We start from the raw sequence: 21,903 nt of genomic DNA on the forward strand, positions 1-21,903 counted from the left end.
GGCTATACCTCCGACAGGGGTTCGGCAGCCAAGTGTTCGAGGCCTTGGGGGCCATCTTCTTCCTCCACGCGCTTGGCAGCCCGCACCAGCGACGAGCTGAAAATAAACTCGCGCAGCTCGGGCACCTGGGCGTTCAAGATTTCTTCCTTATTGCCGTCCCACAGCTTTTTGCCTTGGTGCAGGAAGATAATGTGGTCACCAATACCCACTACCGAGTTCATATCGTGGGTAATAATGGCGGTAGTGATGTTGTATTCGTGCGTGATTTCCGCAATCAATTCGTCAATCTTAATGCTCGTAGCCGGGTCGAGGCCCGAGTTTGGCTCATCGCAAAAAAGATAGGTACAGTTGGGTGCGATGGCGCGGGCAATGCCCACGCGTTTTTTCATGCCGCCCGAAATTTCGGAGGGCATTTTGTTGCCCGCATTTTCGAGGCCCACGCGCTTGAGGCAAAATTCCACGCGGTCGCGGCGCTCTTCCAGGCTCATGTCGGGCGTCAGCATTTGCAGCGGAAACTCCACATTTTTGGCCACTGTCATCGAGTCGAACAGCGCCGAGCCTTGGAACAGCATACCGATTTTGCGGCGAATTTCCTGCCGAATGTCCACCTTGGAGTTGGTGTACACCGTGCCATCGAAGGTGATGGAGCCCAGGTCGGGCTTCATAAGGCCCACTACGCAAGAAAGGAGTACGCTTTTGCCAGTACCCGAGCCGCCGAGTAGTAGGTTACACTTGCCGGTTTCGAGGGTGCAGCTAATGCCTTTGAGGACTTGGTTGCCGTCGAAGGATTTTTCGAGATTGGATATTTCAATCATGAGTTCTGGGTATCAGTTGCCGGTTGATGGGTAGCAGCCGCGCCTCTAGAAGAGAAACTGACAGCTATTAACCAGTAACAGGCACCTAAAAGTTACAGCAAAACAGCGGCCAGTACGTAATCGGCCAGCAAGATGGCGATAATGGAGTTGGTAACGGCAGCTGTGCTGGCAGCGCCTACTTCCAGGGCACCGCCTTCGGTGTAATACCCTTTGTAAGCCGAGATGCCCGATACAAGAAAGGCGAAAACAACGGCTTTGATAAGCGCAAACACGATGTTGTAAGGAATAAAGTCGGTGCGAATGCCCTCGATATAGTCCTGCGGGGCCATGACGCCCGACAGCGTGCCCGCTAAGTAGCCGCCCAAAATGCTGAGCGCCATAGCCAGAATAACCAGCAGCGGAAACATAAACATAGAGGCCAGAATGCGGGGCAGTACTAGGTAAGAAGTTGAGTTAATGCCCATTACCTCAAGCGCCGAAATTTGCTCGGTGATGCGCATCGTGCCCAAGCCGCCCGCGATGGAGCTGCCTACCTTGCCCGCCAGCACGATGCTGGTGATGGTAGGCGCAAGCTCCAGAATAGTCATTTCGCGCACCATGTAGCCAATGGTCGATTTCGGAATGAGCGGGTTGGTGAGGTTGTAGGCAATCTGAATGCACGTTACGGCTCCGATAAAGGCCGACACAATGCCCACAATGAAAATAGAATTGACCCCGATGAGGGTAGCTTCTTCGATGAAGCGATTCCAGAGGACGCGGATACGTTCCGTGCGCGTCACCATGTTGTATAAAAACAGGACGAATGACCCGAAAATCTTGAGCATAAAGTAGCGTGATAGGCAGCGAAAAAACGAAGTGAGGTTGCCCCGCGCAGCCGCGCCGGAGCATCTTTGCGCTTCTTACGTATAAAACTTGGAAATAGTGGCTTCAGCGGCGCAACTAGTAGTTATCACGGGCGGTAGCCAGGGCATTGGTCGAGCCCTGGTGCATTGTTTCCTGCGCGAGGGCTTTGCCGTAGCTACCTGCGCCCGCTCGGGGCCCAACCTGGCTGAGCTGCAAGCGGCTATGAGTGAGCAGTTTCCAATGGCGACGCTGCACGTGCTACCCGCCGACCTCAGCCGGGCGGCCGACTGCCAGCAGTTTGCCGAATTTGTGCTGGCGCTGGGCCTCCCCCTGGCCGCGCTCGTCAACAACGCCGGGGCCTTTGTGCCGGGCCGCTTCCAGGATGAACCCGCCGATGGCTCGCGCCTGCGCGAAGTGCTGGCCGTGAACTTGCTCAGCGCCTACGATGTGACGCGCGCGCTATTACCCACGCTGCTGGGGCAGGGTAGGGGCCATATTTTCACCATTTGCTCCACGGCCAGCCTCATGCCCTACCCCAGTGGTGGCTCCTACGGCGTGGCCAAGTTTGCCCTGCTGGGCTTTACCAAAACCCTGCGCGAAGAAGTGAAAACTCAGGGCTTGCGCGTGACGGCCGTGCTGCCCGGCGCTACCCTCACCCGCAGTTGGGAAGGGGTAGGAATGCCCGCTGAGCGCTTCATCGACCCGCTCGACGTGGCCGAGGCCGTGCTAAGCGCCTTTCGGCTGTCGCCCCAAGCCGTGGTAGAAGAAATCTTGATTCGCCCACAACTGGGCGATGTACTTTAGAAGACTTAGTGCTGAAGCATCAATACTTAAGACTCCCCGCCCTGCTTCGGCAAGCTCAGTATGACACGAGAAAGTATAAAAACACAACTGTCGTGCTACTCGCGCACCAGCTTGCCCGCGCCTTTAGTATCGATGAGTGTGGGGCTGCCGGTATAGTAAAAAGTGCCCCGGCCGTCGAGGATGCCGCCCAGGTTTTGGCTCACGCGCACGTGCGCATCGCCGATGCCATCGCGGTAGACGTGAAAATAGCAAAAGCGCGTCTGCAAGTCGCTGGCAAATAAAAAACCGTTGCTGCCGAGGTTGGGGTGAAACTCCGTGGCCTGGCCGTGGAGCGTCATATCGCCCGCATCGTACAAGTCAACAAATAAATAGGCGCAGTTAACATTCAGGTTAATATCGCCGGTACTCGAAGAATGCACAAACAGCGTATCCTGTTTCCACTGGCCCTCGGTGGTGAGCAGGCCGTAGCCGCGCTGCTCGATGTCCTTCACCGTGGCCACGTGCAGGCGCACCTCGCGGGGCGTGTCGTAGCTGCGCGCCCAGTTGCAGGTGCTGGTGTTGCGAATCAGCAGGCGGTGGTCGCCCTGGTAGGTAAAGGTAATGTCGTCGATAACGTGCTCACCCGCGCGCACTTCGGCGTAGTTGGCGGTGTCGGGCACGATGGTAACGTCCACGTTATTATACAGCACCAAGTTGGTGATGGCGTGGTTTAGGGCGCGGCGCTGGGTCGTGACGGAGCCGTTGCTTTTGAGGCAATCCGTATCGTGGCCTGCGCCGCAGCTAGCCAGCGCCAGGCCCGCTGCCAGCAGCACCGCCACTCGGCGCAGGCCAGCCAGCGCGTTACTTTGTACCCGTATCAGCAGTTGCATACCTCTAAATTTTGCCTGAAATTATGGACCTGACCGGGAAAGTTGCCATCGTAACCGGCGTGAGCAGCGGCATTGGCCGCGCTACCGCTGCCGCCTTGCTGGCCTGCGGCGCCGCCGTAGCCGGCTGGGGCCGCACCGCACCCGAGGGCCTGGACCACGACCGCTTCCAGTTTTTTGCCTGCGATGTGCGCGACGAGCATGCCGTGGCCGAAGCCTTCACTAATACCCAGCGCGAGTTGGGGTTGGAGATTCACGTGCTGGTGAACAACGCGGGGGTAGGAATTTTTGGGCCCATCGACGGCTTCAAATCCGAAGACTGGCACGCCATGTTCGACACCAACGTGAACGGCCTATTCTATTGCACCCGCGCCGTGCTGCCCCAATTCAAAAAGCAGCACGAAGGCCACATCATCAACGTGGCGTCGCTGGCAGCCACGGCCGGCACCGCCAGCCTCGCGGGTTACTGCGCCACCAAATACGCCGTGCGCGGCTTCTCCGACGCCTTGTTTAAGGAGTTGCGCCCCGATGGCATCAAAGTAACCTGCGTAATGCCCGGCTCGGTCGAAACCAACTTCAACGGTGCTACCCCCGGCGCCGCGCCCGACCCGCACAAGATGCAACCGGAGGACATTGCCGCCGCCATCGTGCACGCCCTCGAAGCGCCCCAGGCCACGATGATATCGGAAATTCAGATGCGACCGGCGCAAGTAAAATAGCGTCTTTCCCCGCTAGCTACCCAATCCCTTTAGTTATGGCCTCGCCCCCGGCCCCGTATATCATTCGAGATGCTACGCCGGCCGATGTGGCGCCCATGCTGGCCATCTACGCGCCGTTTGTGGCCGGCACCACCATTTCCTTTGAGTACGAGGTGCCGACGCTGGCCGACTTTGCTGGGCGGGTGCAAAAAGTGCAGCGCTCCCTACCCTGGCTCGTGGCCGAAAGCAATGGCCAGGTCATCGGCTACGCCTACGCCTCGGCGCACCGCGAGCGGGCGGCTTACCAATGGTCGGCAGACAGCTCAGTGTATGTGCAAGCTGCGCACCACGGCGCCGGCGTGGCCCGGCAGCTCTACGCGCAGTTGTTTGCCCGGCTCACGCAGCTTGGCTACGTTAATGTGTACGCCGGCATTACGCAGCCTAACCCGCGCAGCGAAGGCTTTCACCGCGCCTGCGGCTTCGAGCCGGTGGGCACCTACCGGCAGGTGGGCTATAAATTTGGCCAGTGGCACGATGTACAGTGGCTAGCCAAGCAGCTGCGGCCCGCCCCTGCCGAGCCCGTGCCGCCGCGGGCCTACCGGCCGGCCTGAGCCGGGGGTAGGAATATTTTTTAGTTACCGCCCGCGGGCCGTCGTTATTTGCCTCATGGTTGAAGTAGAAAATTTAGTAAAAACCTACGGTGCCCAACACGCCGTGGACGGCATCAGCTTCCGGGCCGATAAGGGCGAGATTGTGGGCTTCCTGGGGCCCAACGGCGCCGGCAAAAGCACCACCATGAAAATTGCGCTCGGCTACCTGCCGCCTACCGCCGGTACAGTGCGCATTGGGGGCCACGACGTGCAGCAGGAACCGCTGGCCGTGCGCCGCCGTGTGGGCTACCTGCCCGAGCACAACCCGCTCTACCTCGACATGTACGTGCACGAGTACCTCGAATTTATTGGTTCGGTGCACGGCCTGCGGGGCCGCGACTTGCGCCAGCGCGTGTCGCAGCTAATCGGTAGGGTAGGGCTCACCCGCGAGCAGAACAAGCAAATCGGCGCGCTCAGCAAGGGCTACCGCCAGCGTGTGGGTTTGGCGCAAGCGCTGGTGCACGACCCCGAAGTGCTCATATTAGACGAGCCTACCACCGGCCTCGACCCCAACCAGATTGGCGAAATCCGCCAGCTCATCCGCGAGCTGGGCGAGGATAAAACGGTCATCTTCAGCACCCACATCCTGCCCGAAGTCACGGCCCTGTGCTCGCGGGTGGTCATCATCAGCCGCGGCAAGCTGGTGGCCGACGCACCCGTGGCCGAGCTGGCCGCCCGCGCCGCCGGCGAAACCGTGCTCCGCGCCGAGTTCGAGGGCATCATCACCACCGCGCCGTTGGCTGCCCTACCCGGCGTGCGGGGGGTAGAGGCCGCCGGGCCGGGTGTGGTGCTCATCCGCACCGCGCCGGGCACCGATGTGCGCGCCGCCGTGTCGCGCCTTGCCGTAGAGCAAGGCTGGCTGCTGCTGGGGCTACGGCAAGAGCAACAAAGCCTAGAAGCAGTGTTTGGGGAATTGACCAAATGACTAAAACGCAAATTATAAAGAACGTTCTGCTGAGCTTGCCGAAGCATCTCGCTTGCGCCACTGGGAGTAGTAGCCCAACGAGGCGAGCGAGATGCTTCGACAAGCTCAGCAGGACAAATCCGCGCAAGCGGCGCTACTAAATGCTTACAATCCTAAGAAAAGAATTCAACGCCTTCCTCAACTCGCCGGTGGCCTACGTCGTCATCGGCGTATTTTTGGTGGCTACCGGCCTGTTCGTGTGGGTGTTCCCCGATAGCAGCGTGCTCGACTACGGCTACGCCGACCTGCAATCGCTGTTCAACCTCGCGCCGTGGCTGTTTCTGCTGCTAATTCCGGCCATCACGATGCGCAGCTTTGCCGAAGAGAAGAAGGCCGGCACCATCGAACTGCTGCTCACGCGCCCACTCACCGACGGCCAAATTGTGGGAGGTAAGTATTTGGCCTGCTTGCTACTGGCGCTGCTGGCGCTGGTGCCCACGCTGCTCTACTACTTCTCGGTGTATAAACTGGGCTCGCCGCCCGGCAATATCGACTCGGCGGCCACGGTGGGCTCTTATGTGGGGCTGGCGCTGTTGGCGGCGGTGTTTGCGGCCCTGGGCGTGCTGGCGTCAGCTCTCACCCGCGACCAGATTATTGCCTTCGTAGTGGCCGTGGTGGCGTGTTTTCTGGTATATGCGGGCTTCGATTCGTTGGCTTCGATTTTGGAAGGTGCACCGGCTTACTACGTGAGCCAGCTCGGCATTGCGGCCCACTACCGCGACCTCAGCAAAGGGCTCATCGACTCGCGCGATGTGCTTTATTTCTTCACCGTGGTAGCCGTGGCCCTGTTGGGCACCCGGCTGGCCCTCCGCAGCCGCACCTGGTAAGCATGGAACCAACGACGACCATCCCTACCCCCGCCGCTTCGCGTAAGCGCCAAGATTTGCTGCGTTTTGCGGCCATTATCGGCGCGTTATTCCTGTTGAACTTCGTGGCCCAACGTTTCTTCTTCCGCCTCGACTTGACGGAGGAAAAACGCTATACCATGTCGCCCGCTACCAAGCAGCTGCTCAGCAACCTGAAGCAACCCGTGACGGTAACGGTGTACCTCGCCGGCGACTTCCCGCCTACCTTCCGCCGCCTCGAACAAGGCGTGCGCGAAACCCTCACCGAAATGCAAGTGTACGGGAGGAGTAACCTGAACTTTATCTTCATCGACCCTAGCGCGGCGGGCACCGAGGCCGGCCGCAACCAGTTCTACCAAACACTTTTCAAAAAAGGCTTGAAGCCTACCAACCTAGGCGCTAACGAAAACGGCAAGCGGGTCGAGAAAATCATTTTCCCGTGGGCGGTGGTGCAGGCCGGCGGCCAAAGCCGCAACGTGCTGCTACTTCGCGGCAGCCAAGTAGCCGCCCCCGAAGAGCGGCTAAACCAGAGCATTGAAGGCTTGGAGTACGAGCTGGCAAGCACTATTCGGCAGGTGGCGCCGCCCGGTGGGGCGCGCCGCCGCTTGGGCGTCGTGTCGGGCCACGGCGAACTGCCGAATGCCGAACTGGCCGATATTCTCACGGCCTGGTCGCAGAACTACGACGTGTTCCGCGTAGACCTGAACCAGGTGAAGGACTTGCGCGGCAACCTTGATGCCGTGGTGGTGGCCAAGCCTACCCTGCCGTATTCGGAGGAGGAGAAATTTCGGCTCGACCAATTCATCACGCACGGCGGGCGGGCACTGTTTTTTGTGGATGCCCTGCGCGTAGACCTCGATAGTGTAAGCCGCAACGGCGCGGCCCTCGCTACCCCCTATAATCTCAACCTCGACGACCTGCTGTTTCGCTACGGCGTGCGCCTGAACCCCAACTTACTGCTGGATTTGAACTGCGGTCAGATTCCGCTTGTGACGGGCGTGACCGGCAACAAGCCCAAGATTGAGCCGCTGCCCTGGCAGCTCTACCCCCTCATCAACCGCTTCAGCCCCAGCCCCATAACGCGCAACCTCGATGCGGTATACCTGAAGTTTGTAGGCAACATCGACACGGTGAAGGCTGAGGGCATTCGTAAAACGTCGCTCATGACGACCTCGCGCTACACCCGCCGGCTGCCCGCGCCGGTGCCCATCAACTTCAACGATGCGCGCCTGGAGCCCAATCCGAAGCTGTACCAAAACAGCTACCAGTCGGTTGGGTATCTACTCGAAGGCAAGTTTCGCTCGCTGTTCGCCAACCGCGTGCAGCCGGGCACCATGAAGTACCAACCCGACCAAAACCCGAATGCCCAGCCAAGCAAAATCCTGGTTATTTCGGACGGCGATTTCCTGCGCAACGACGTAGACCCCAAGTCGGGCCGCCCCATGCGCCTGGGCTACGACCGCCTGTCTAGCACCGAGTTTGCCAACCGCGAGCTTATTCTTAACGCTACCGACTACCTGCTCGACGAGACCGGCCTAATCGCCGTGCGCGGCAAGCAAATCACCCTGCGCCCCCTCGACAAGGTGCAGCTCGCTGGTAATCGCCGCCCCTGGCAGCTACTGAACATCGGTGCGCCCCTGGCGTTGCTCGCGCTTTTTGGCGCTGTGCGCGCTTGGTGGCGCAAGCGGCGGTATGCACGGTTTTAGGTATAAAGTAGTTGCTGCCCGGCTTTGTAATAAGGCTGGTTTATCCGCTTCCAAACCCCGTTTGCCCGGCGTATCTTTGCCGCCCTCCCAAACCCGGCTTTTGTCCTTCCTTACTATATGAAATTCATCGTTTCGTCCTCGGCCCTGCTCAAGCAGCTTCAGAGCATCAACGGCGTGGTTACGAACAACCCCGTGGTGCCGATTTTGGAGAATTTTCTCTTTGAAATTGAGCCTGGTAAGCTGACAATTACGGCTTCCGACCTCGAAACGAGCATGATGACCGAACTGCCCATTGAGGCGCGCGAAACAGGGCGCATCGCGGCCCCGGCGCGCATCTTGCTCGATACCCTCAAGAACCTGCCCGACCAGCCCGTGACGTTTACGCTGGACGAGGAAACCTATACTATCGAAATCAGCTCGGCCAATGGGCGCTACAAACTGGCCGGTGAGAACGCCGCCGACTTTCCCCGCGTGCCGGTAGTGAAGGGTTCGACACCAGTCGAGATTCCCTCGTCGTCGCTAGCGCGGGCCATCAACAAAACGATTTTCGCCGTTAGCACCGACGAACTGCGCCCCGCCATGACGGGCATCTTAGTGCAGCTAGCCGACTCGCAGGTGACCTTCGTGGCTACCGATGGGCACCGCCTGCTACGCTACCGCCGCCAGGATGTAGGCGCTGGCCAAACTGCCAACCTCATCATCCCGCGCAAGGCGTTCAACTTGCTCAAAAGCTCGCTGCCCAGCGAATCGGCGCCGGTACGCGTCGAGTTCAACCAAAGCAACGCGTTCTTCTCGTTTAACCAGATGCGCCTGGTGTGCCGCCTCATCGACGAGCGCTACCCCGACTACGAGAACGTTATCCCCGTCAGCAATCCTAATAAGCTGACTATCAACCGCGCCGAGCTGCTGAATTCGGTGCGCCGCATCAGCATCTACTCAAACAAGACTACGCACCAAGTGCGTTTACGCCTCACCGGTTCGGAGCTAGTGATTTCGGCCGAAGACCTGGATTTCAGCAACGAAGCCAAAGAAACCCTGGTTTGCCAGTACGACGGCGAGGACATGGAAATTGGCTTCAACGCCCGTTTCCTGCAAGAAATGCTGAGCAATATCGACTCCGAGGACATCACGCTGGAGCTGAGCACGCCCAACCGCGCTGGCCTGCTCATGCCGGCCCAGGCCGACGAAAATGAGAGCATCCTGATGCTGGTGATGCCAGTGATGCTCAACAATTACGTGTAATAACTTGCTCTTAATTAGAACGTCATGCTGAGCTTGCCGAAGCATCTCGCGTGGATTAGTAACCTCTAACAATTGAGATTACAGACTACTAATCCACGCGAGATGCTTCGGCAAGCTCAGCATGACGTTATTTTTTCCCTTTGATAAAAAATGAAAAAATCAGAAATTCGCTTCAGCATTGCCCTCGACGACCAGAAGGTACCTGAAGCCATTAGCTGGCAGGCTACCGATGCGGGCCAGGACATGCATTTTGCCAAAGCCATCAACGTCGCTATCTGGGACCGCAATGCCGATGCCACGATGAAAATCGACCTCTGGACCAAAGACATGCCGACCGACGCTATGAAGTTTTTTGTGGTTGACAACATCGGCTCGATGGCCGAAACCATTCAAACGGCGACCGGGGATAAGAAAATGGCTGAAAAAATGCGCGCCCTCTGCAAAGAGTTGAGTGACTACCTCGACGAGCAAGGCCAAACTAACCAATAGAGGGCCAAGCATAACACCACAAAAAAGGCTTCCCAGAAGATGGGAAGCCTTTTTTGTGGGCTAGTGAAAATACCCGTAAACTCATTGGCGCAAGGTGCGGCCAAAGGGCTCGGCCGACCGGCGGGGGGTAGGGTCCTTGGTTTTGGAGGGCCCAATGATAGCGTCGTTGGCTCGGGAGGGGGTAGGGTTCTGCACCGAGTTGACGAGAATAGATGCCGAAGCCGAGCGCGCATAATCTTTATCGGCCTGGGCATAGCGCTTGCGCGCATCGAAGTAGTCGGTGTACTGGTCGGTGGTTAGCACCGCCTGAAGCTCTTGGTCGCGCTCTTTGGCAATGTTTCTTGCTTGAGCATCAGCAGCTTGAGGATTGTTTGCGTATTGCCGCTCGATGGCATCGAGCTTAGCCATTTTATTGTTGTTGATGTCGCGCAGGCGGCTGGCTTGGTAGCCATTTAGGTGCAGGTCGCGCACCATTTGGGTGCTTAGGTGCTCGGCGCGGGCGGCCACGGGGTTGAGGCGGGGGCTAGCCTGAGTTTTATCTTGGGGCATAGTGCCGGCCGATGCGGGCACGGCCGGCACTTGCTGGGCGTGCGCACTTACCGAAGCGGCTAACAGCAAGGCAGCAAAAACGGGCTTCATCATCATAAGAGCAAGGGTTAAACAAGCAGTAAGCCAACTATCGCGCCATTTTATGGGCGTAATAGTTGGCTTTTTTAACGCAGAATAGCTTGCAGAAGTTGAGGTTTCTGCCCGCGAATGAAGCTAGAAGGAGTTCTTCCACATCATACTTTCCACGGGCTTGTCGGTGCGCTCGTTGTACTTGGCCGATTGCTTGCGGTTGTAAAATGTTTGCACATCGCCTTGCAGGCTGAAGTAAATGAGCTGCCCGATGGGCATACCGGGGTACACGCGCACGGGCATGGATACGCTGATTTCCAGCGTCCAATGGTTGCAGAAGCCTACGTCGCCCTTGCCCGCCGTGGCGTGAATATCGATGCCTAGGCGACCTACACTGCTCTTGCCTTCGAGGAAAGGCACGTGGGCGTGGGTTTCGGTGTACTCCTCGGTTACGCCCAGGTAGAGCGTACCGGGCTGCAAGACGAAGCCTTCCTCGGCCGACATTTCAAACGTCGTGATTTTGTTGTGGCGGCGGGCGTCCAGCACGGCATCGTCGTAGGTAGCCAGGTAGCGGCCCAGGTGCACATCATATGAGTTAGTGCCCAGGCAGCTAGGGTCATACGGCGTTACGACAATGGTGCCACGCGCTATTTCGGCGCGGATTTGCTGGTCAGTCAGAATCACGGGTTAATCAGAGTTTAAACGAAATCCGCTGGTTTTAGGAGCGAATCAACTAGAAGGAATAAAAGGAGGCCAGCTACGGATGGGTAGGCTCGTCGTCGTAATTATCGGCCGGCAACTCTCCCGTGGTGTGCGAACGGAAGCGGCTGAAAAGGCTCGGACCGCGTTGGGCGGGCGGTGTCTCGTCGGGCGCTTCGGTCGGCTCTTCGTCGGGGTCGGGCGCGGCGTAGTAGGCCTGGTCACTCTCCAGCGCCCGCACGCGGGCCCGCAGGCGTTGCAGCTCGGGCAGCAAGGTAACGGCCGTATACAGCAGCAAGCCCAGCGAACCCAGGCTGCTCAGCAGCGTGAGGTAGCCCACCCAGCCGGGGCCGCCGGAGGAGGGGGTAGGATCTTCGGCCGCGGGGCTGCGCAGCTGCGCCCCGTCGCTGCTGGCGTCGGGGCTAGAGGCCGCAGCTGGCTCGCTGGTAGCCAGGCCGTTGGTAGTGAGGGGCGCCGATGCGGCCAGTGGTTCCTCTGCCTCGCTGGTGGGGGCGGGGGTAGGGCCAACCGGCTCAGCGCTGGCGTTGAACCGCGCCACGGCTTGCTTAATAATGCGCTCCTCGGTGCGGATAAGGCCCTGCTTTTCATCGCGAGGCAGGCCCCGAATAAAAAACTCGAAGTTGCGGTCGCGCAGCACGCCGTTTAGCTGTTTCTGAAACTCGGCCAGCGTAAGCGGGCCGTTGCCAAAATGCGTTTTGTAGCGCTCGGCCACGCCGTTATAATTCAGAAACAACTTCTGCAACTCGGCATTATTCTCAAAGTTGGCAAAGGCCCGCCGGGCAGCGGCAGTGCGCAAGTTTTCGGGGTATTTCTGCCGCGTAAAATGCTTGTCGTACACCGTTTCGAAGGTGCGAAAATTCAACTCATCGATGGTGCGGTCGAATAGCTGCTTGTTGGCCTGCGCGGGCGTTTGGCTAGCGCCTTCCTTCGGTTGGGCCAGGCTTGCAAAGGGCAGTAGCAACAGTAAGCTGAGCAGAAAACGCATAAGCAGAAGTAGTTAGATGACGCAGGGTTAGGCTTGCGGCGCGTGCGCCTCCTGCAACGACTCGCGGCAGGCAAGCAAGTACTTTTCCACCAGCTCGTCGGTGATGGCGGTCGATACAAACAACGCCTCAAATTGCGAAGGCGCGAGGTAAATGCCGCGCTTCAGCATGGCGTGGAAGTAGCGGCCGAAGGCAGGCAAGTCGGCCTTCTTGGCATCCTCCAGGTTATGGACGGGCTCGGGGGTGAAAAACAAACTGAACATTGACCCTACCCGGTTGACGGTGTAATTCAGGCCCAACTCTTTGGCAATCTGACGGGTGCCGTCGGCCAGCCGGGCGCTGGTGGCCTCTAGCTGCTCGTACACCTCGGGGTGCTCGTGCAAATAGCGCAGCTGGGCCAAGCCAGCGGCCGTAGCTAGCGGGTTGCCCGAAAGCGTGCCGGCCTGGTACACTTTACCCGCGGGCGCCACCTGGTTCATGATGTCGGCGCGTCCGCCGTAAGCGCCCACGGGCAGGCCGCCGCCAATGATTTTGCCAAGCGTCGTCATGTCGGGCACTACCCCATATAGCTGCTGTGCACCGCCCGGCGCGAGGCGGAAGCCCGTCATCACCTCGTCAAAAATAAAGACGATGCCGTGCTGGGTGCACAGTGCCCGCAAACCAGCCAGAAAGCCGAGTGATGGCTCCACGAGGCCCATATTGCCCACTACGGGCTCAATAATGATGGCCGCCAGCTGGTCGGGATTGGCGGCGATGGCCGCCTCCACGGCGGCCAGGTCGTTGTAGGGCACCGTGAGGGTGTCTTGCGCTACCCCCTGCGTGACGCCCGGCGAGTCGGGGGCGCCCAGGGTGAGCGCGCCGCTGCCCGCGGCAATCAGAAAGGCGTCGCCGTGGCCGTGGTAGCAGCCCTCAAACTTAAGGATTTTGGCGCGGCCTGTGTAGCCGCGCGCCACCCGCACTGCCGACATAGTGGCCTCAGTGCCCGAGTTCACAAGGCGTACTTTCTCCACGCTCGGGACCATTGCGGTGAGCAGTTCGGCCAATTCGACCTCGCGGCGGGTAGGCGCCCCGAACGATAAGGAATGGGGTAGGGCCGTACGCACGGCATCGAGCACCACCTCGGGGGCGTGGCCAAGTATCATGGGGCCCCACGAATTGATAAAGTCAACGTATTGGTTGCCATCAACATCAGTGAGCCAAGCGCCCTGGGCCGACTGCATAAAAATGGGTGCGCCACCCACTGCACGGAAAGCCCGCACCGGCGAATTAACGCCGCCTGGAATGAGTTCCTGCGCGCGCGCAAACAAGGTTTCGGAAGTAGTCAAGCAGGTAATGATGAAAGGTTAATAAATAATGGTCAATGCGTAGCGGCTTAGCGCTTGCTGAGCAACCTGAGGGTTGAGCAATTGTCAGCCAGTTAATGAGTTAACGCACTAACTGCGGCTCTAGGTTGCTGAGTTTGAGCAGCGGCACTACTTGGTTGTCGTGCGCGCCGCCGGGGTAGGCGAGGCCCTCGAAAATGGCGCCCGGCAGCGGTGGGGCCGCAGCTAACCCACTCTGAAACGCTGGTCCGTACTGCTGAAGTGCGTTGCCGAAGAACAAGAGCAGCTCGAAGCCCTGGCTGGCAAATACGGAGGGGGGTAGGTTTTGCTTGGCCAGGTAAAGCTGGCGAAAGCGCCGGTAGCCAAGCTGCTGCCGGTCAAAATACTTCGGATGATAGTAGTACACGTTGGCCCCGCCGAGCTGGCTGGGCTCCAGGCTGGTATTGTCGAGCCAGGCGCCGGGCACCAGCAGCGCAGGCCGGGTAGCCGCCGGCACGGCCGAGAGGGCTGAGAAAGCTGCGGGCCCCGCCCGGCGATTGTCCGAAGCTACTACGAGGTGGCTGGCCGTGGCCAAATCAACGCCCATGAGGGCGGTAGCAAACGCCGTAGGGTCGTCGGGGCGAAAGGCTTTGTTGGCTAGTAGGTGGCCCCCGCCGGCCTCGTAGGCGGCCTGGTAGGCTGCGGCAAAATCGTTGTCGTCCTTGGCATCTTCGTGCAGCAGCACGGCCGGGCGTCCCAGCCCAAACGCCGAAGCGGCAAACTGCGCCGCCAGCCGGCCCTGCGTAGCTGCGCTGGGCGCGTAGAGGTAGTGGTAGGGGTTATCCGTCAGCAAGTCAGCATCTTGCGAAAGCGGGTTGACGCAAATAATCTGGTGCTCGCGGGCGTAGCGGGCCAGCAGTTTGGCGCCCGACTTATATACCGGCCCAACGAGCAGGTCCATGCCCGCCAGCTCGGGCAAAGCCAGTACATTCTTGAGCGTTAGCGTGTCGGCGCCGGTATCGTAAGCGAAAAGCTGCACTGGGTGGCCGGCACGCTGCAGCGAATCCTGGGCCAAGCGCAGGCCGGCGTAGAGGTCGGTTACGAACTGGTTTTTACGCTGCGTCTGCCAGCTATTGTCTTGCAGCTCGAAGGGTAGGAGCACCCCAATGTTGTACGTAGCCTTGCGCGCCAGCGCTTTGGGAGCCGCCGCTGCGGCCAGCGCTGGCGCGTAGTGGTTGCGGTCGAGCTTAAACTGCGTCACTAGGGCATCGAGCTGCTGGCGGTCAGCATCCGAGGAGCTATTGCTAAGCAAAAAATCGGCGTAGAGCCGGCCTACCAGCTTGCTTTGGGGGTAGCGTTTTTGCAGGCGCTGCCAAGTGGCGCGGTCCTTCAGCTTGGCCAAGTAGAAGGCCTGAATGGCCTCGCGCTCGGCCGTGAGCTGGCCGGCTGGCAGCTGGCCCAGCGTGCGCAGGGCCGTGTCGTAGTCGCCTTGCTCGAACGATACCTGGCCCTGTAAATACAGAACATCGTTGGAGTTGGGGTAGGTCGGATACTGATTGCGGATGAGGTTGAGCATCTGCTCGGCCTCGGCCCACTGGCCCAGCCGGGTAGCGGCCACGGCGTAGAGGTAGGCCGCATCGGGGGCCTGCGCAAAGTGATTGATGGGCTGCGCCAGCGGCTCCAACTCCTTCATGGCCACAGCGTAGTGGCCCTGGTCGAGCTGAGTTTTGCCGGTGCGGTAACGGGTAAGCTGGCCTTGGGCCGCCGCCGTGAGGCTGAGCAGGGCCAGCGGCAGCAGCAACAGCCGCCGCCACGACGGGGCGGCCCGATAAAAGTGAGTCATGCAAGTACTGAGGCGGCCAGTGCGCCGCGTTAGCTGCCGCAAAGGTACTGCCTGGGTCGGCGGGGCCCGAACGCAACCCGCGCCCGCGGTTTGCTACCTTAGCTACGCGTTCCTAACCTGCTGCTATCCCATGACTCTTGCCATGCCGTTGTCCTTGCCTGCCCTGCGCCACCGTCTGCCGCTGCTGTTGGCGCTAGGGCTGTCGCTGACCCTGAGCTTTGCCCTTATCGCCGTGCGAATAGTGCTAACGCGCGAGCCAACGTTCATCTTTCTGCTCTGGAATCTGTTTCTGGCCGCTATTCCATTTGGTCTTAGTGCTGCGTTGCACCTGGCGGCCCGGCCGCCGGGGGTGCGCTTGCTGCTGCCGGTGGGGGTAGTGTGGCTGCTCTTTTTTCCCAACGCGCCCTACCTCGTTACCGACCTTTTTCACCTGGTGCCCCGCCCCGGTGTGCCCTACTGGTACGACCTGGCCCTCATCATGTCCTGCGCCTGGAACGGCCTGATGCTGGCCTACGCTTCGCTGCTTGACATGCACACCCTGGTGCGGCAGCGTCTGGGCTTCTGGCTGGGCTGGGTATTTGCCACGGTGGCGCTGGGGCTCAGCGCGTTCGGGGTCTACTTAGGCCGGTTTTTGCGCTTCAATAGCTGGGATATTATTAGCAATCCATTCACCTTGTTTTATGACATTTTGCAGCGGTTTTTGCACCCTCTGCATAATCGGCAAGCTTGGGGCGTAACCGTAGTTTTCTGGGCTTTCTTGTTGATTGGCTACGCCACGGTGCGGCTGCTGGGGCAGCGCAAAGAACTAGGCATAGAAGAGCAGTAAGCTAGTTGCTTGTTGATTAGCAAGGCGCCCGCCTATGCCTTGGGCCACTGGCGGGCGCCTTGCTGGGCGTAGTCAGGGCATATTGTTTTCCCACGCCGCGAGCGCTGAGCGCCGCTCGGTGGTAGCGCGGGCCACCAAAGCGGGGGTAGGGTTAGTGCCCAGGTAAATAGTAGTGCCTTTTTCGCGCGCGTAGGGATGCGTAATTTCTCCCACCTTGTGAAAGTCTTTGAAATAAGGCGTCAGCCAAACCGGGTGCCCCTCGCCCACGAGCAGCAGGTGCCGCCAGGGCCGCGCAGGAACGGCTGGAAACCAGTATAAGTAGCTGCCATTGAAGCTAGTGGCAGCAGGCATGAGCCGGTCGCGATTATAATAGTTGATGGCGGCGGCCTGGCCGTAATTATCGCATTTAATGAGCGTGCGGGCCCGGGTCGAATCGGGTAAGGCTTGGTAGGCCTGGTAAGTTTTGTCGGCCAGCTCGCGCCAGCCCAGCATGTCGGCAAAGTCTTGGGGTAGGGCATGGGCTTTGCCATCTTCCCAGTGCGTAAACCCCAGCTTTTGCTGCAAGGGCTGCTGGCTGAAGTGGGCCATAGCGGCTGGCGGTAGAACCGGGAAAATATTGTACACAAAGGGCACCCACAGTAGCACGGGCACAGCCAGCAGGGCCATGCGCCAGCGGGGCCGGTGCGCCAGCTGCGCCTGCCACCATACTGCGCCCACAGCAAATAGCGCCGGGTAGTAGCCTAAGCTATAGTAGCTTTTACCGTGCAGTAGCGTCAAAATCAACAGCCCACCCACGTACACCAAGCCTGCCACACGGGCCGCCAGCACTGGCCGTCCGCGCAAGGCCGCCCACAAACCCGGCACCCACACCAGCAGCGCCGCAACGCACAGCACTAGCTGCTCGCGCCAGAAGCCCGCCGCCGATACGTGCACCAGTTGGGTGCTGTGCAGCAGGGCCATGTGGTGGCGAAACGGCAGGCCATGCTGCACCTGCCACCACAGGGTAGGCGCGGCCACCAGTAGGGCAATGCCCGCAGCCAGCCAAACGGGCCGCCGGCCAAACGAGCGCGGGGCCGTCAGAAGTAGCGCGGCCACTACGGCGGCTCCAAAAAAGAAGGCGGTGTATTTGTTCAATACACTGAGCCCCAACACTAGGCCTAGCCAATATAAGTGCCGCGGCTGCCCATCGGGCTGCGCGTGCCGCACCAGCAAGTAAAGCCCTAGCGTGAAGCTAAATACCTCAAATGAATTGGGCTGAAACAGCAAGTTGAGCCGCCCGTAGGCCGTAGTGAGGTAGCACACGCCCGCCAGCGCCTGCGCCCACGGCCCCCCGCCCAGCCGCTGCGCCAGCCGCACCACTACATAAATCGTGAGGCTGCCCCACAGCAGCGGCCACATCTTCACCCAAAAAAAGCCGCCGCCCAGCGCCAAAGTCACCCAGCTTTGCAGGGCCGTGAGGGGCGGCACTTCAATATAGCCCCAGGCTAGGTGGTGGCCGTAGTCGAGGTAGAGATATTCATCGCGTTGCAGCTCATAGGTGCCGTAGCCGGCCAGCAGCAGCCCCGAAATGAACTTGATTAGCGCAAATAGTAGGGGTAAGGAGCGTTTCATTTTCAAGAAGCAGTAAGCATAAACCCGCCCGTCATTGCGAGCTTGCGAAGCAATCTTTCCTTAGCGTCTTCTTCGTGGGGTTAGGAGCCCTAGTGGAGAGGAAAGATTGCTTTGCAAGCTCGCAATGACAAGTGATTTTTATTGCCTTCTGCCTTATTGTTAAGTATTACTTGCTACTCGTTAAATGTCCTGGTCCCAACTGCTTTCTACCCGCCGCTACCCCGACCGCCCCGCCGAAGCGCCTACCCCCGGCCGCTCGCCCTACCTGGCTGATTATGATAGAGTAGTTTTTTCGTCGGCTTTTCGGCGCTTGCAGCGCAAAACCCAGGTGATGCCACTGCCCGAAACCGACTTCGTACACACCCGCCTCACGCACTCGCTCGAAACGGCCTGCGTGGGCCGGTCGCTGGGCCGCCTGTCGGCCCGCCGTGTGCTCGAAGCCGACCCCGACCTGGCCCGCGAGCTGCCCGATTTTGCCCAGGACTGCGGCGACATTGTGGCCGCCGCCTGCCTGGCCCACGACATCGGCAACCCGCCCTTCGGCCACTCGGGCGAAGACGCGATTTCGGCCTACTTTGCCTCTCGCGCCGCCGACCCGTTCGTGACCAACCTCACCGCCGCCGAGCGCGAAGACCTCATGCATTTCGAGGGCAACGCGGCGGGCTTTCGCATCCTCACCCACACCTACCCGGCGCTCAGCAGCGGCTCGGCCGGGCTAGGGCTCACGTACGCTACGCTGGGCGCTTTCACGAAGTACCCGCGCCCTTCGCTTATCGAAGCCGATAAAAAACAGCACGGCGCTAGCGAAAAGAAATACGGCCATTTCCAAACCGAAAACCCACGCTTTAAGCTCATTGCTACCGAATTGTGCTTGCGGCCTAAAGACGCGGCTGCTGGCTTCTACCACCGGCACCCGCTGGCTTTTCTGGTCGAAGCGGCCGACGATATCTGCTACCGCATTATTGATTTTGAAGATGGCCTCAAGCTGGGCCTCATCGACCACGAGCGCGGCCTGAAGCTGCTACGCGAACTGCGCGATGCGGCCCCCAACGCCCGCCCCCGCACGGCGAGCAGCGGCTTGCAATGGCGCGATTGGCAGGAGGAATTGGGTTACTTACGGGCCACCCTCATCGGCCAGCTCGTGGATGAAACCGCTACCCGCTTTGCCCACCACGCACCCGCCATCCTGCGCGGCGAATACGACGCGCCGCTGGTGAAAGAGCTGAGCGGCTACGCGTTTTTGCAGGAAATTCAGCGCTTAAGCATCGACAAACTCTACCGCTCGCGCCCGGTATTGGAGATTGAAGCCGCTGGCTTTGAAGTGCTTGGCGGCTTGCTCAATACGTTTCTGTGCGCCATCTTCGACCGCCAAGCCAACCACCGCTCGCGCAAGCTGCTCGACCTCCTACCCCCTCAGTACCGCGCTACTGGCTTCCAGAAAGAGGCCACCGCCTACGAGCAAATTCTGCTGCTCACCGACTACGTGGCCGGCATGACTGACCAGCACGCGCTGAGCTTATATAAAACGATTAAGGGAATTGAGTTACCGAAGGGTTTCTAGCGGTTATCGAACTATCAAAATCAAAAAAGGGCGGTCCTGCTGCGCTTGCCGAAGCAGGACCGCCCTTTTCGTTGGCTAGGAAGAAAGAAAATTCGCTTCGCTTGCGTGGAGCGCCACCATATTTTCCAGCAAAGCTTCGAGTAGCTTACGACCCTTCCACCCCGATTTTAGCTTAGCCCTGATTTGCTCAGCGGTTTGCACAAACTCCTGTTCTTCGGCCGCTTCGTGGTTTTCGAAATGCATTAAATGCTCCACCATCTCCTCCGTCATTTCGGGGTGAAACTGGAGGCCGATAAGGCCATCGCCCCACACGAAGCCCTGCGCTGCGCAGCCCGCCGACATACCCACGCGCACGGCCCCCGGCGGCACCGTAAATGTGTCGAAGTGCCAGTGCAGCACCGTGGCTTTGGCGGGCCAGCCGCGCAGCAGCGGGTGCGCCAGTGCCTTTGCCGAAAACCGCACCGTCCAGTAGCCGATTTCCGGGTCGGGGTTGGGGTGCACCTCGCCGCCCAACGCCTGCGCCACTAGCTGTGCTCCCAGGCAAATAGCCAGCGTGATTTTGCCCGCCCGCAACGTGGTTTGCAGAAACGCTTTCTCGTCGCGCAGCCACGGAAAGGCCTCCTCCTCATGCACGCTCATGGCCCCGCCTAAAATCAGCAGCCCATCAAACTCGTCTACCCCCGGAAAGATGGGGTAGGGCTCGAGTAACCGCGTGTAAGTCAGCGAGTGGCCGTGCGCCGCCAGCCACTCGGCGGCGTAGCCAGGGCCTTCGTCGGGCAGGTGTTGGAGGCAATGCCAGCGCATGGTTTAGTAGGTATGGAGAAAGAACGTCCTGCTCGTCTAGCGTCCCGAAGCAAGCATCTCAATAAGCCCGTGCGCTTGGGTTAGCGATGCGGCCAAGATGCTGCTTTCGGGACGCCAGAGGAACAGGACGTCTGGGTAGTATTTCTATCGGGTTACTCCCACTCGATAGTAGCTGGCGGCTTGCTCGAAATATCGTACACCACGCGGTTGATGCCGCGTACCTGGTTGATAATCTTGTTGCTAACCTCGGCCAGAAAATCGTAAGGTAAATGGGCCCAGTCGGCCGTCATCCCATCTACGCTCGTTACGGCGCGCAGGGCCACCACGCGCTCGTAAGTGCGCTCGTCGCCCATCACACCCACGCTTTGCACGGGCAGCAGCATGGCGCCGGCCTGCCAGGTTTGGGCGTAGAGGCCACGCTCCTTGAGAAGGTTAATGAAAACGCCATCAGCACGTTGTAAAAGGTCTACCTTCTCCGGCGTGATGTCGCCCAGAATGCGAATGCCCAGGCCCGGACCGGGAAAAGGGTGGCGGTTGAGAATATCGGCGGGTAGGCCCAGCGTAGCACCCACTTCGCGCACCTCATCTTTGAAGAGCATGCGCAGTGGCTCCACAATTTTGAGGTTCATTTTCTCGGGCAAGCCGCCCACGTTGTGGTGGCTTTTGATGGTGACGGCCGGCCCGCCGTGCACCGACACCGACTCAATCACGTCGGGGTAAATAGTGCCCTGCGCCAGCCAGCGCGCGCCTTCTACTTTCTGCGCCTCGCGGTCGAATACCTCAATAAACGTGCGGCCAATGGCCTTGCGCTTCAGCTCGGGGTCGGAAATACCCGCCAGCGCCGCATAAAACTCCGGCGCGGCATTCACACCCGTTACGTTCAGGCCCAGGCCCTCGTAGGCTTGCAGCACAGAAGCAAACTCATCTTGGCGCAGCAGGCCATTGTCAACAAAAATGCCGTGCAGGCGCGGGCCCACGGCGCGGTGCAGCAGCAAGGCCGCCACCGACGAGTCTACCCCCCCCGACAAACCCAGAATCACTTGGTCGTCAGGGCCGATGGTGTTTTGCAGCGCCTCTACCATCGAATCCACGAAGTGCTCGGGCGTCCAGCTCTGGCTGCACCCGCAGATGTTGACCACAAAGTTTTCGAGCAGCTGCTTACCCTCCGTCGAGTGCGTCACCTCGGGGTGAAACTGGATGCCGTACGTGTCCTGGCCCGGCAGCTTATAGGCCGCCACCGCCACTTCGGGCGTGCTGGCAATGACCTCGTAAGCAGGGGGTAGGACCTTAATCGTGTCGCCGTGCGACATCCACACCTGCGTGTCGAGGTGCAGGCCGCGCAGCAAGGGCGAAGCCTCGTTGAGGCTAGTGAGGCGCGCCCGGCCGTACTCGCGGCTGGTAGCGGCCTGCACGTCGCCGCCGCCCTGCTGGGCCAGCAGCTGCGCGCCGTAGCAAATACCCAGCACCGGCACTTGGCCTAGCAAGGCGGTCAGGTCCGGGTTGGGCGCATCGGCATCGCGCACCGAGCAGGGCGAGCCCGAAAGAATAACGCCCCGCAGGTCGCCGGAGCTAATGCGCTCGGCCAGCTGGGGGGCGTGGGTGTAGGGATGAATTTCGCAAAAAACGTGCAGCTCGCGAATGCGTCGGGCAATGAGCTGCGTGTACTGCGAACCAAAGTCCAGAATCAGAATTTGCTCCATAAATCACGGGTTAA

21 protein-coding genes are annotated in these 21,903 nt (G+C 60.0%); 10 read left to right on the top strand and 11 right to left on the bottom strand.

Features of this window, described 5'->3' with window-relative positions; all coding sequences use genetic code 11:
- Window positions 1-2: 2 nt before the first annotated feature.
- Both GO988_RS03250 and GO988_RS03255 read right to left on the bottom strand, forming a co-directional pair.
- Window positions 3-815, bottom strand: coding sequence for an ABC transporter ATP-binding protein (locus GO988_RS03250; protein ID WP_157562082.1), 813 nt, complete (start codon window positions 813-815; stop codon window positions 3-5).
- Window positions 816-907: 92 nt separating this feature from the next.
- The gene (locus GO988_RS03255; protein WP_157562083.1) at window positions 908-1,639 is read right to left on the bottom strand and encodes an MlaE family ABC transporter permease; all 732 of its coding nucleotides are present in this window, start codon (window positions 1,637-1,639) and stop codon (window positions 908-910) included.
- A 97-nt stretch (window positions 1,640-1,736) separates the two neighbouring features.
- Here GO988_RS03255 and GO988_RS03260 point away from each other — a divergent pair, with 97 nt between their 5' ends.
- Window positions 1,737-2,462 carry an SDR family oxidoreductase gene (locus GO988_RS03260; RefSeq protein ID WP_317164798.1) on the top strand — a complete coding sequence of 242 codons (726 nt, stop codon included), beginning with the start codon at window positions 1,737-1,739 and terminating at the stop codon, window positions 2,460-2,462.
- A gap of 95 nt (window positions 2,463-2,557) precedes the next feature.
- Here the strand turns inward: GO988_RS03260 and GO988_RS03265 are convergent, their stop codons facing one another.
- The gene (locus GO988_RS03265) at window positions 2,558-3,331 is read right to left on the bottom strand and encodes a GIN domain-containing protein (RefSeq protein ID WP_157562085.1); all 774 of its coding nucleotides are present in this window, start codon (window positions 3,329-3,331) and stop codon (window positions 2,558-2,560) included.
- Between the two features lie 23 nt (window positions 3,332-3,354).
- Here GO988_RS03265 and GO988_RS03270 point away from each other — a divergent pair, with 23 nt between their 5' ends.
- The 7 genes from GO988_RS03270 to gldC all read left to right on the top strand — a co-directional run bounded on the left by GO988_RS03270 (window position 3,355) and on the right by gldC (window position 9,922).
- Window positions 3,355-4,047, top strand: a complete 693-nt coding sequence (locus GO988_RS03270; protein WP_157562086.1) for an SDR family oxidoreductase — start codon at window positions 3,355-3,357, stop codon at window positions 4,045-4,047.
- 35 nt (window positions 4,048-4,082) lie between these two features.
- The gene (locus GO988_RS03275) at window positions 4,083-4,637 is read left to right on the top strand and encodes a GNAT family N-acetyltransferase (RefSeq protein WP_157562087.1); all 555 of its coding nucleotides are present in this window, start codon (window positions 4,083-4,085) and stop codon (window positions 4,635-4,637) included.
- Window positions 4,638-4,692: 55 nt separating this feature from the next.
- Window positions 4,693-5,601 (top strand): gliding motility-associated ABC transporter ATP-binding subunit GldA, encoded by a 909-nt coding sequence (gene gldA / locus GO988_RS03280; protein ID WP_157562088.1) that lies wholly within the window; start codon window positions 4,693-4,695, stop codon window positions 5,599-5,601.
- 140 nt (window positions 5,602-5,741) lie between these two features.
- Window positions 5,742-6,467: a gliding motility-associated ABC transporter permease subunit GldF gene (gene gldF / locus GO988_RS03285; protein ID WP_157562089.1), complete on the top strand. Its 726-nt coding sequence runs from the start codon at window positions 5,742-5,744 to the stop codon at window positions 6,465-6,467.
- A gap of 2 nt (window positions 6,468-6,469) precedes the next feature.
- Window positions 6,470-8,191, top strand: coding sequence for a gliding motility-associated ABC transporter substrate-binding protein GldG (gldG, locus tag GO988_RS03290; RefSeq protein WP_157562090.1), 1,722 nt, complete (start codon window positions 6,470-6,472; stop codon window positions 8,189-8,191).
- Between the two features lie 117 nt (window positions 8,192-8,308).
- On the top strand, window positions 8,309-9,433 hold the full coding sequence (gene dnaN / locus GO988_RS03295; protein ID WP_157562091.1) for a DNA polymerase III subunit beta: 1,125 nt from the start codon (window positions 8,309-8,311) through the stop codon (window positions 9,431-9,433).
- Between the two features lie 150 nt (window positions 9,434-9,583).
- Window positions 9,584-9,922, top strand: coding sequence for a gliding motility protein GldC (gene gldC / locus GO988_RS03300; RefSeq protein ID WP_157562092.1), 339 nt, complete (start codon window positions 9,584-9,586; stop codon window positions 9,920-9,922).
- Window positions 9,923-10,003: 81 nt separating this feature from the next.
- Here the strand turns inward: gldC and GO988_RS03305 are convergent, their stop codons facing one another.
- The 5 genes from GO988_RS03305 to GO988_RS03325 all read right to left on the bottom strand — a co-directional run bounded on the left by GO988_RS03305 (window position 10,004) and on the right by GO988_RS03325 (window position 15,387).
- Window positions 10,004-10,567, bottom strand: a complete 564-nt coding sequence (locus GO988_RS03305; RefSeq protein ID WP_157562093.1) for a hypothetical protein — start codon at window positions 10,565-10,567, stop codon at window positions 10,004-10,006.
- A 117-nt stretch (window positions 10,568-10,684) separates the two neighbouring features.
- Window positions 10,685-11,224, bottom strand: coding sequence for a dCTP deaminase (gene dcd / locus GO988_RS03310; RefSeq protein WP_317164770.1), 540 nt, complete (start codon window positions 11,222-11,224; stop codon window positions 10,685-10,687).
- Window positions 11,225-11,297: 73 nt separating this feature from the next.
- Window positions 11,298-12,245: a hypothetical protein gene (locus GO988_RS03315; RefSeq protein ID WP_157562094.1), complete on the bottom strand. Its 948-nt coding sequence runs from the start codon at window positions 12,243-12,245 to the stop codon at window positions 11,298-11,300.
- A 27-nt stretch (window positions 12,246-12,272) separates the two neighbouring features.
- Complete coding sequence (gene hemL / locus GO988_RS03320) at window positions 12,273-13,568, bottom strand: glutamate-1-semialdehyde 2,1-aminomutase (protein ID WP_157562095.1); 1,296 nt, start codon at window positions 13,566-13,568, stop codon at window positions 12,273-12,275.
- A 100-nt stretch (window positions 13,569-13,668) separates the two neighbouring features.
- Window positions 13,669-15,387, bottom strand: a complete 1,719-nt coding sequence (locus GO988_RS03325) for an ABC transporter substrate-binding protein (RefSeq protein WP_157562096.1) — start codon at window positions 15,385-15,387, stop codon at window positions 13,669-13,671.
- Between the two features lie 130 nt (window positions 15,388-15,517).
- Between GO988_RS03325 and GO988_RS03330 the strand changes: the two genes are divergently transcribed.
- A complete protein-coding gene (locus tag GO988_RS03330) occupies window positions 15,518-16,213 on the top strand; it encodes a DUF1361 domain-containing protein (RefSeq protein ID WP_198172488.1) in 696 nt (231 codons plus the stop codon).
- 72 nt (window positions 16,214-16,285) lie between these two features.
- Here the strand turns inward: GO988_RS03330 and GO988_RS03335 are convergent, their stop codons facing one another.
- Window positions 16,286-17,824 carry a glycosyltransferase family 39 protein gene (locus GO988_RS03335; protein WP_157562098.1) on the bottom strand — a complete coding sequence of 513 codons (1,539 nt, stop codon included), beginning with the start codon at window positions 17,822-17,824 and terminating at the stop codon, window positions 16,286-16,288.
- Between the two features lie 184 nt (window positions 17,825-18,008).
- Here GO988_RS03335 and dgt point away from each other — a divergent pair, with 184 nt between their 5' ends.
- Window positions 18,009-19,385 carry a dGTP triphosphohydrolase gene (gene dgt, locus GO988_RS03340; RefSeq protein ID WP_157562099.1) on the top strand — a complete coding sequence of 459 codons (1,377 nt, stop codon included), beginning with the start codon at window positions 18,009-18,011 and terminating at the stop codon, window positions 19,383-19,385.
- Window positions 19,386-19,460: 75 nt separating this feature from the next.
- On the opposite strand, the gene GO988_RS03345 is transcribed toward dgt, so the two are convergent.
- Together GO988_RS03345 and guaA are read right to left on the bottom strand one after the other, a co-directional pair.
- Window positions 19,461-20,189 (bottom strand): type 1 glutamine amidotransferase, encoded by a 729-nt coding sequence (locus tag GO988_RS03345; protein ID WP_157562100.1) that lies wholly within the window; start codon window positions 20,187-20,189, stop codon window positions 19,461-19,463.
- Between the two features lie 152 nt (window positions 20,190-20,341).
- Complete coding sequence (gene guaA / locus GO988_RS03350; protein WP_157562101.1) at window positions 20,342-21,889, bottom strand: glutamine-hydrolyzing GMP synthase; 1,548 nt, start codon at window positions 21,887-21,889, stop codon at window positions 20,342-20,344.
- Between the last annotated feature and the right edge of the window lie 14 nt (window positions 21,890-21,903).

The organism is Hymenobacter ginkgonis (assembly GCF_009755225.1).
GTDB classification, from domain to species: domain Bacteria; phylum Bacteroidota; class Bacteroidia; order Cytophagales; family Hymenobacteraceae; genus Hymenobacter; species Hymenobacter ginkgonis.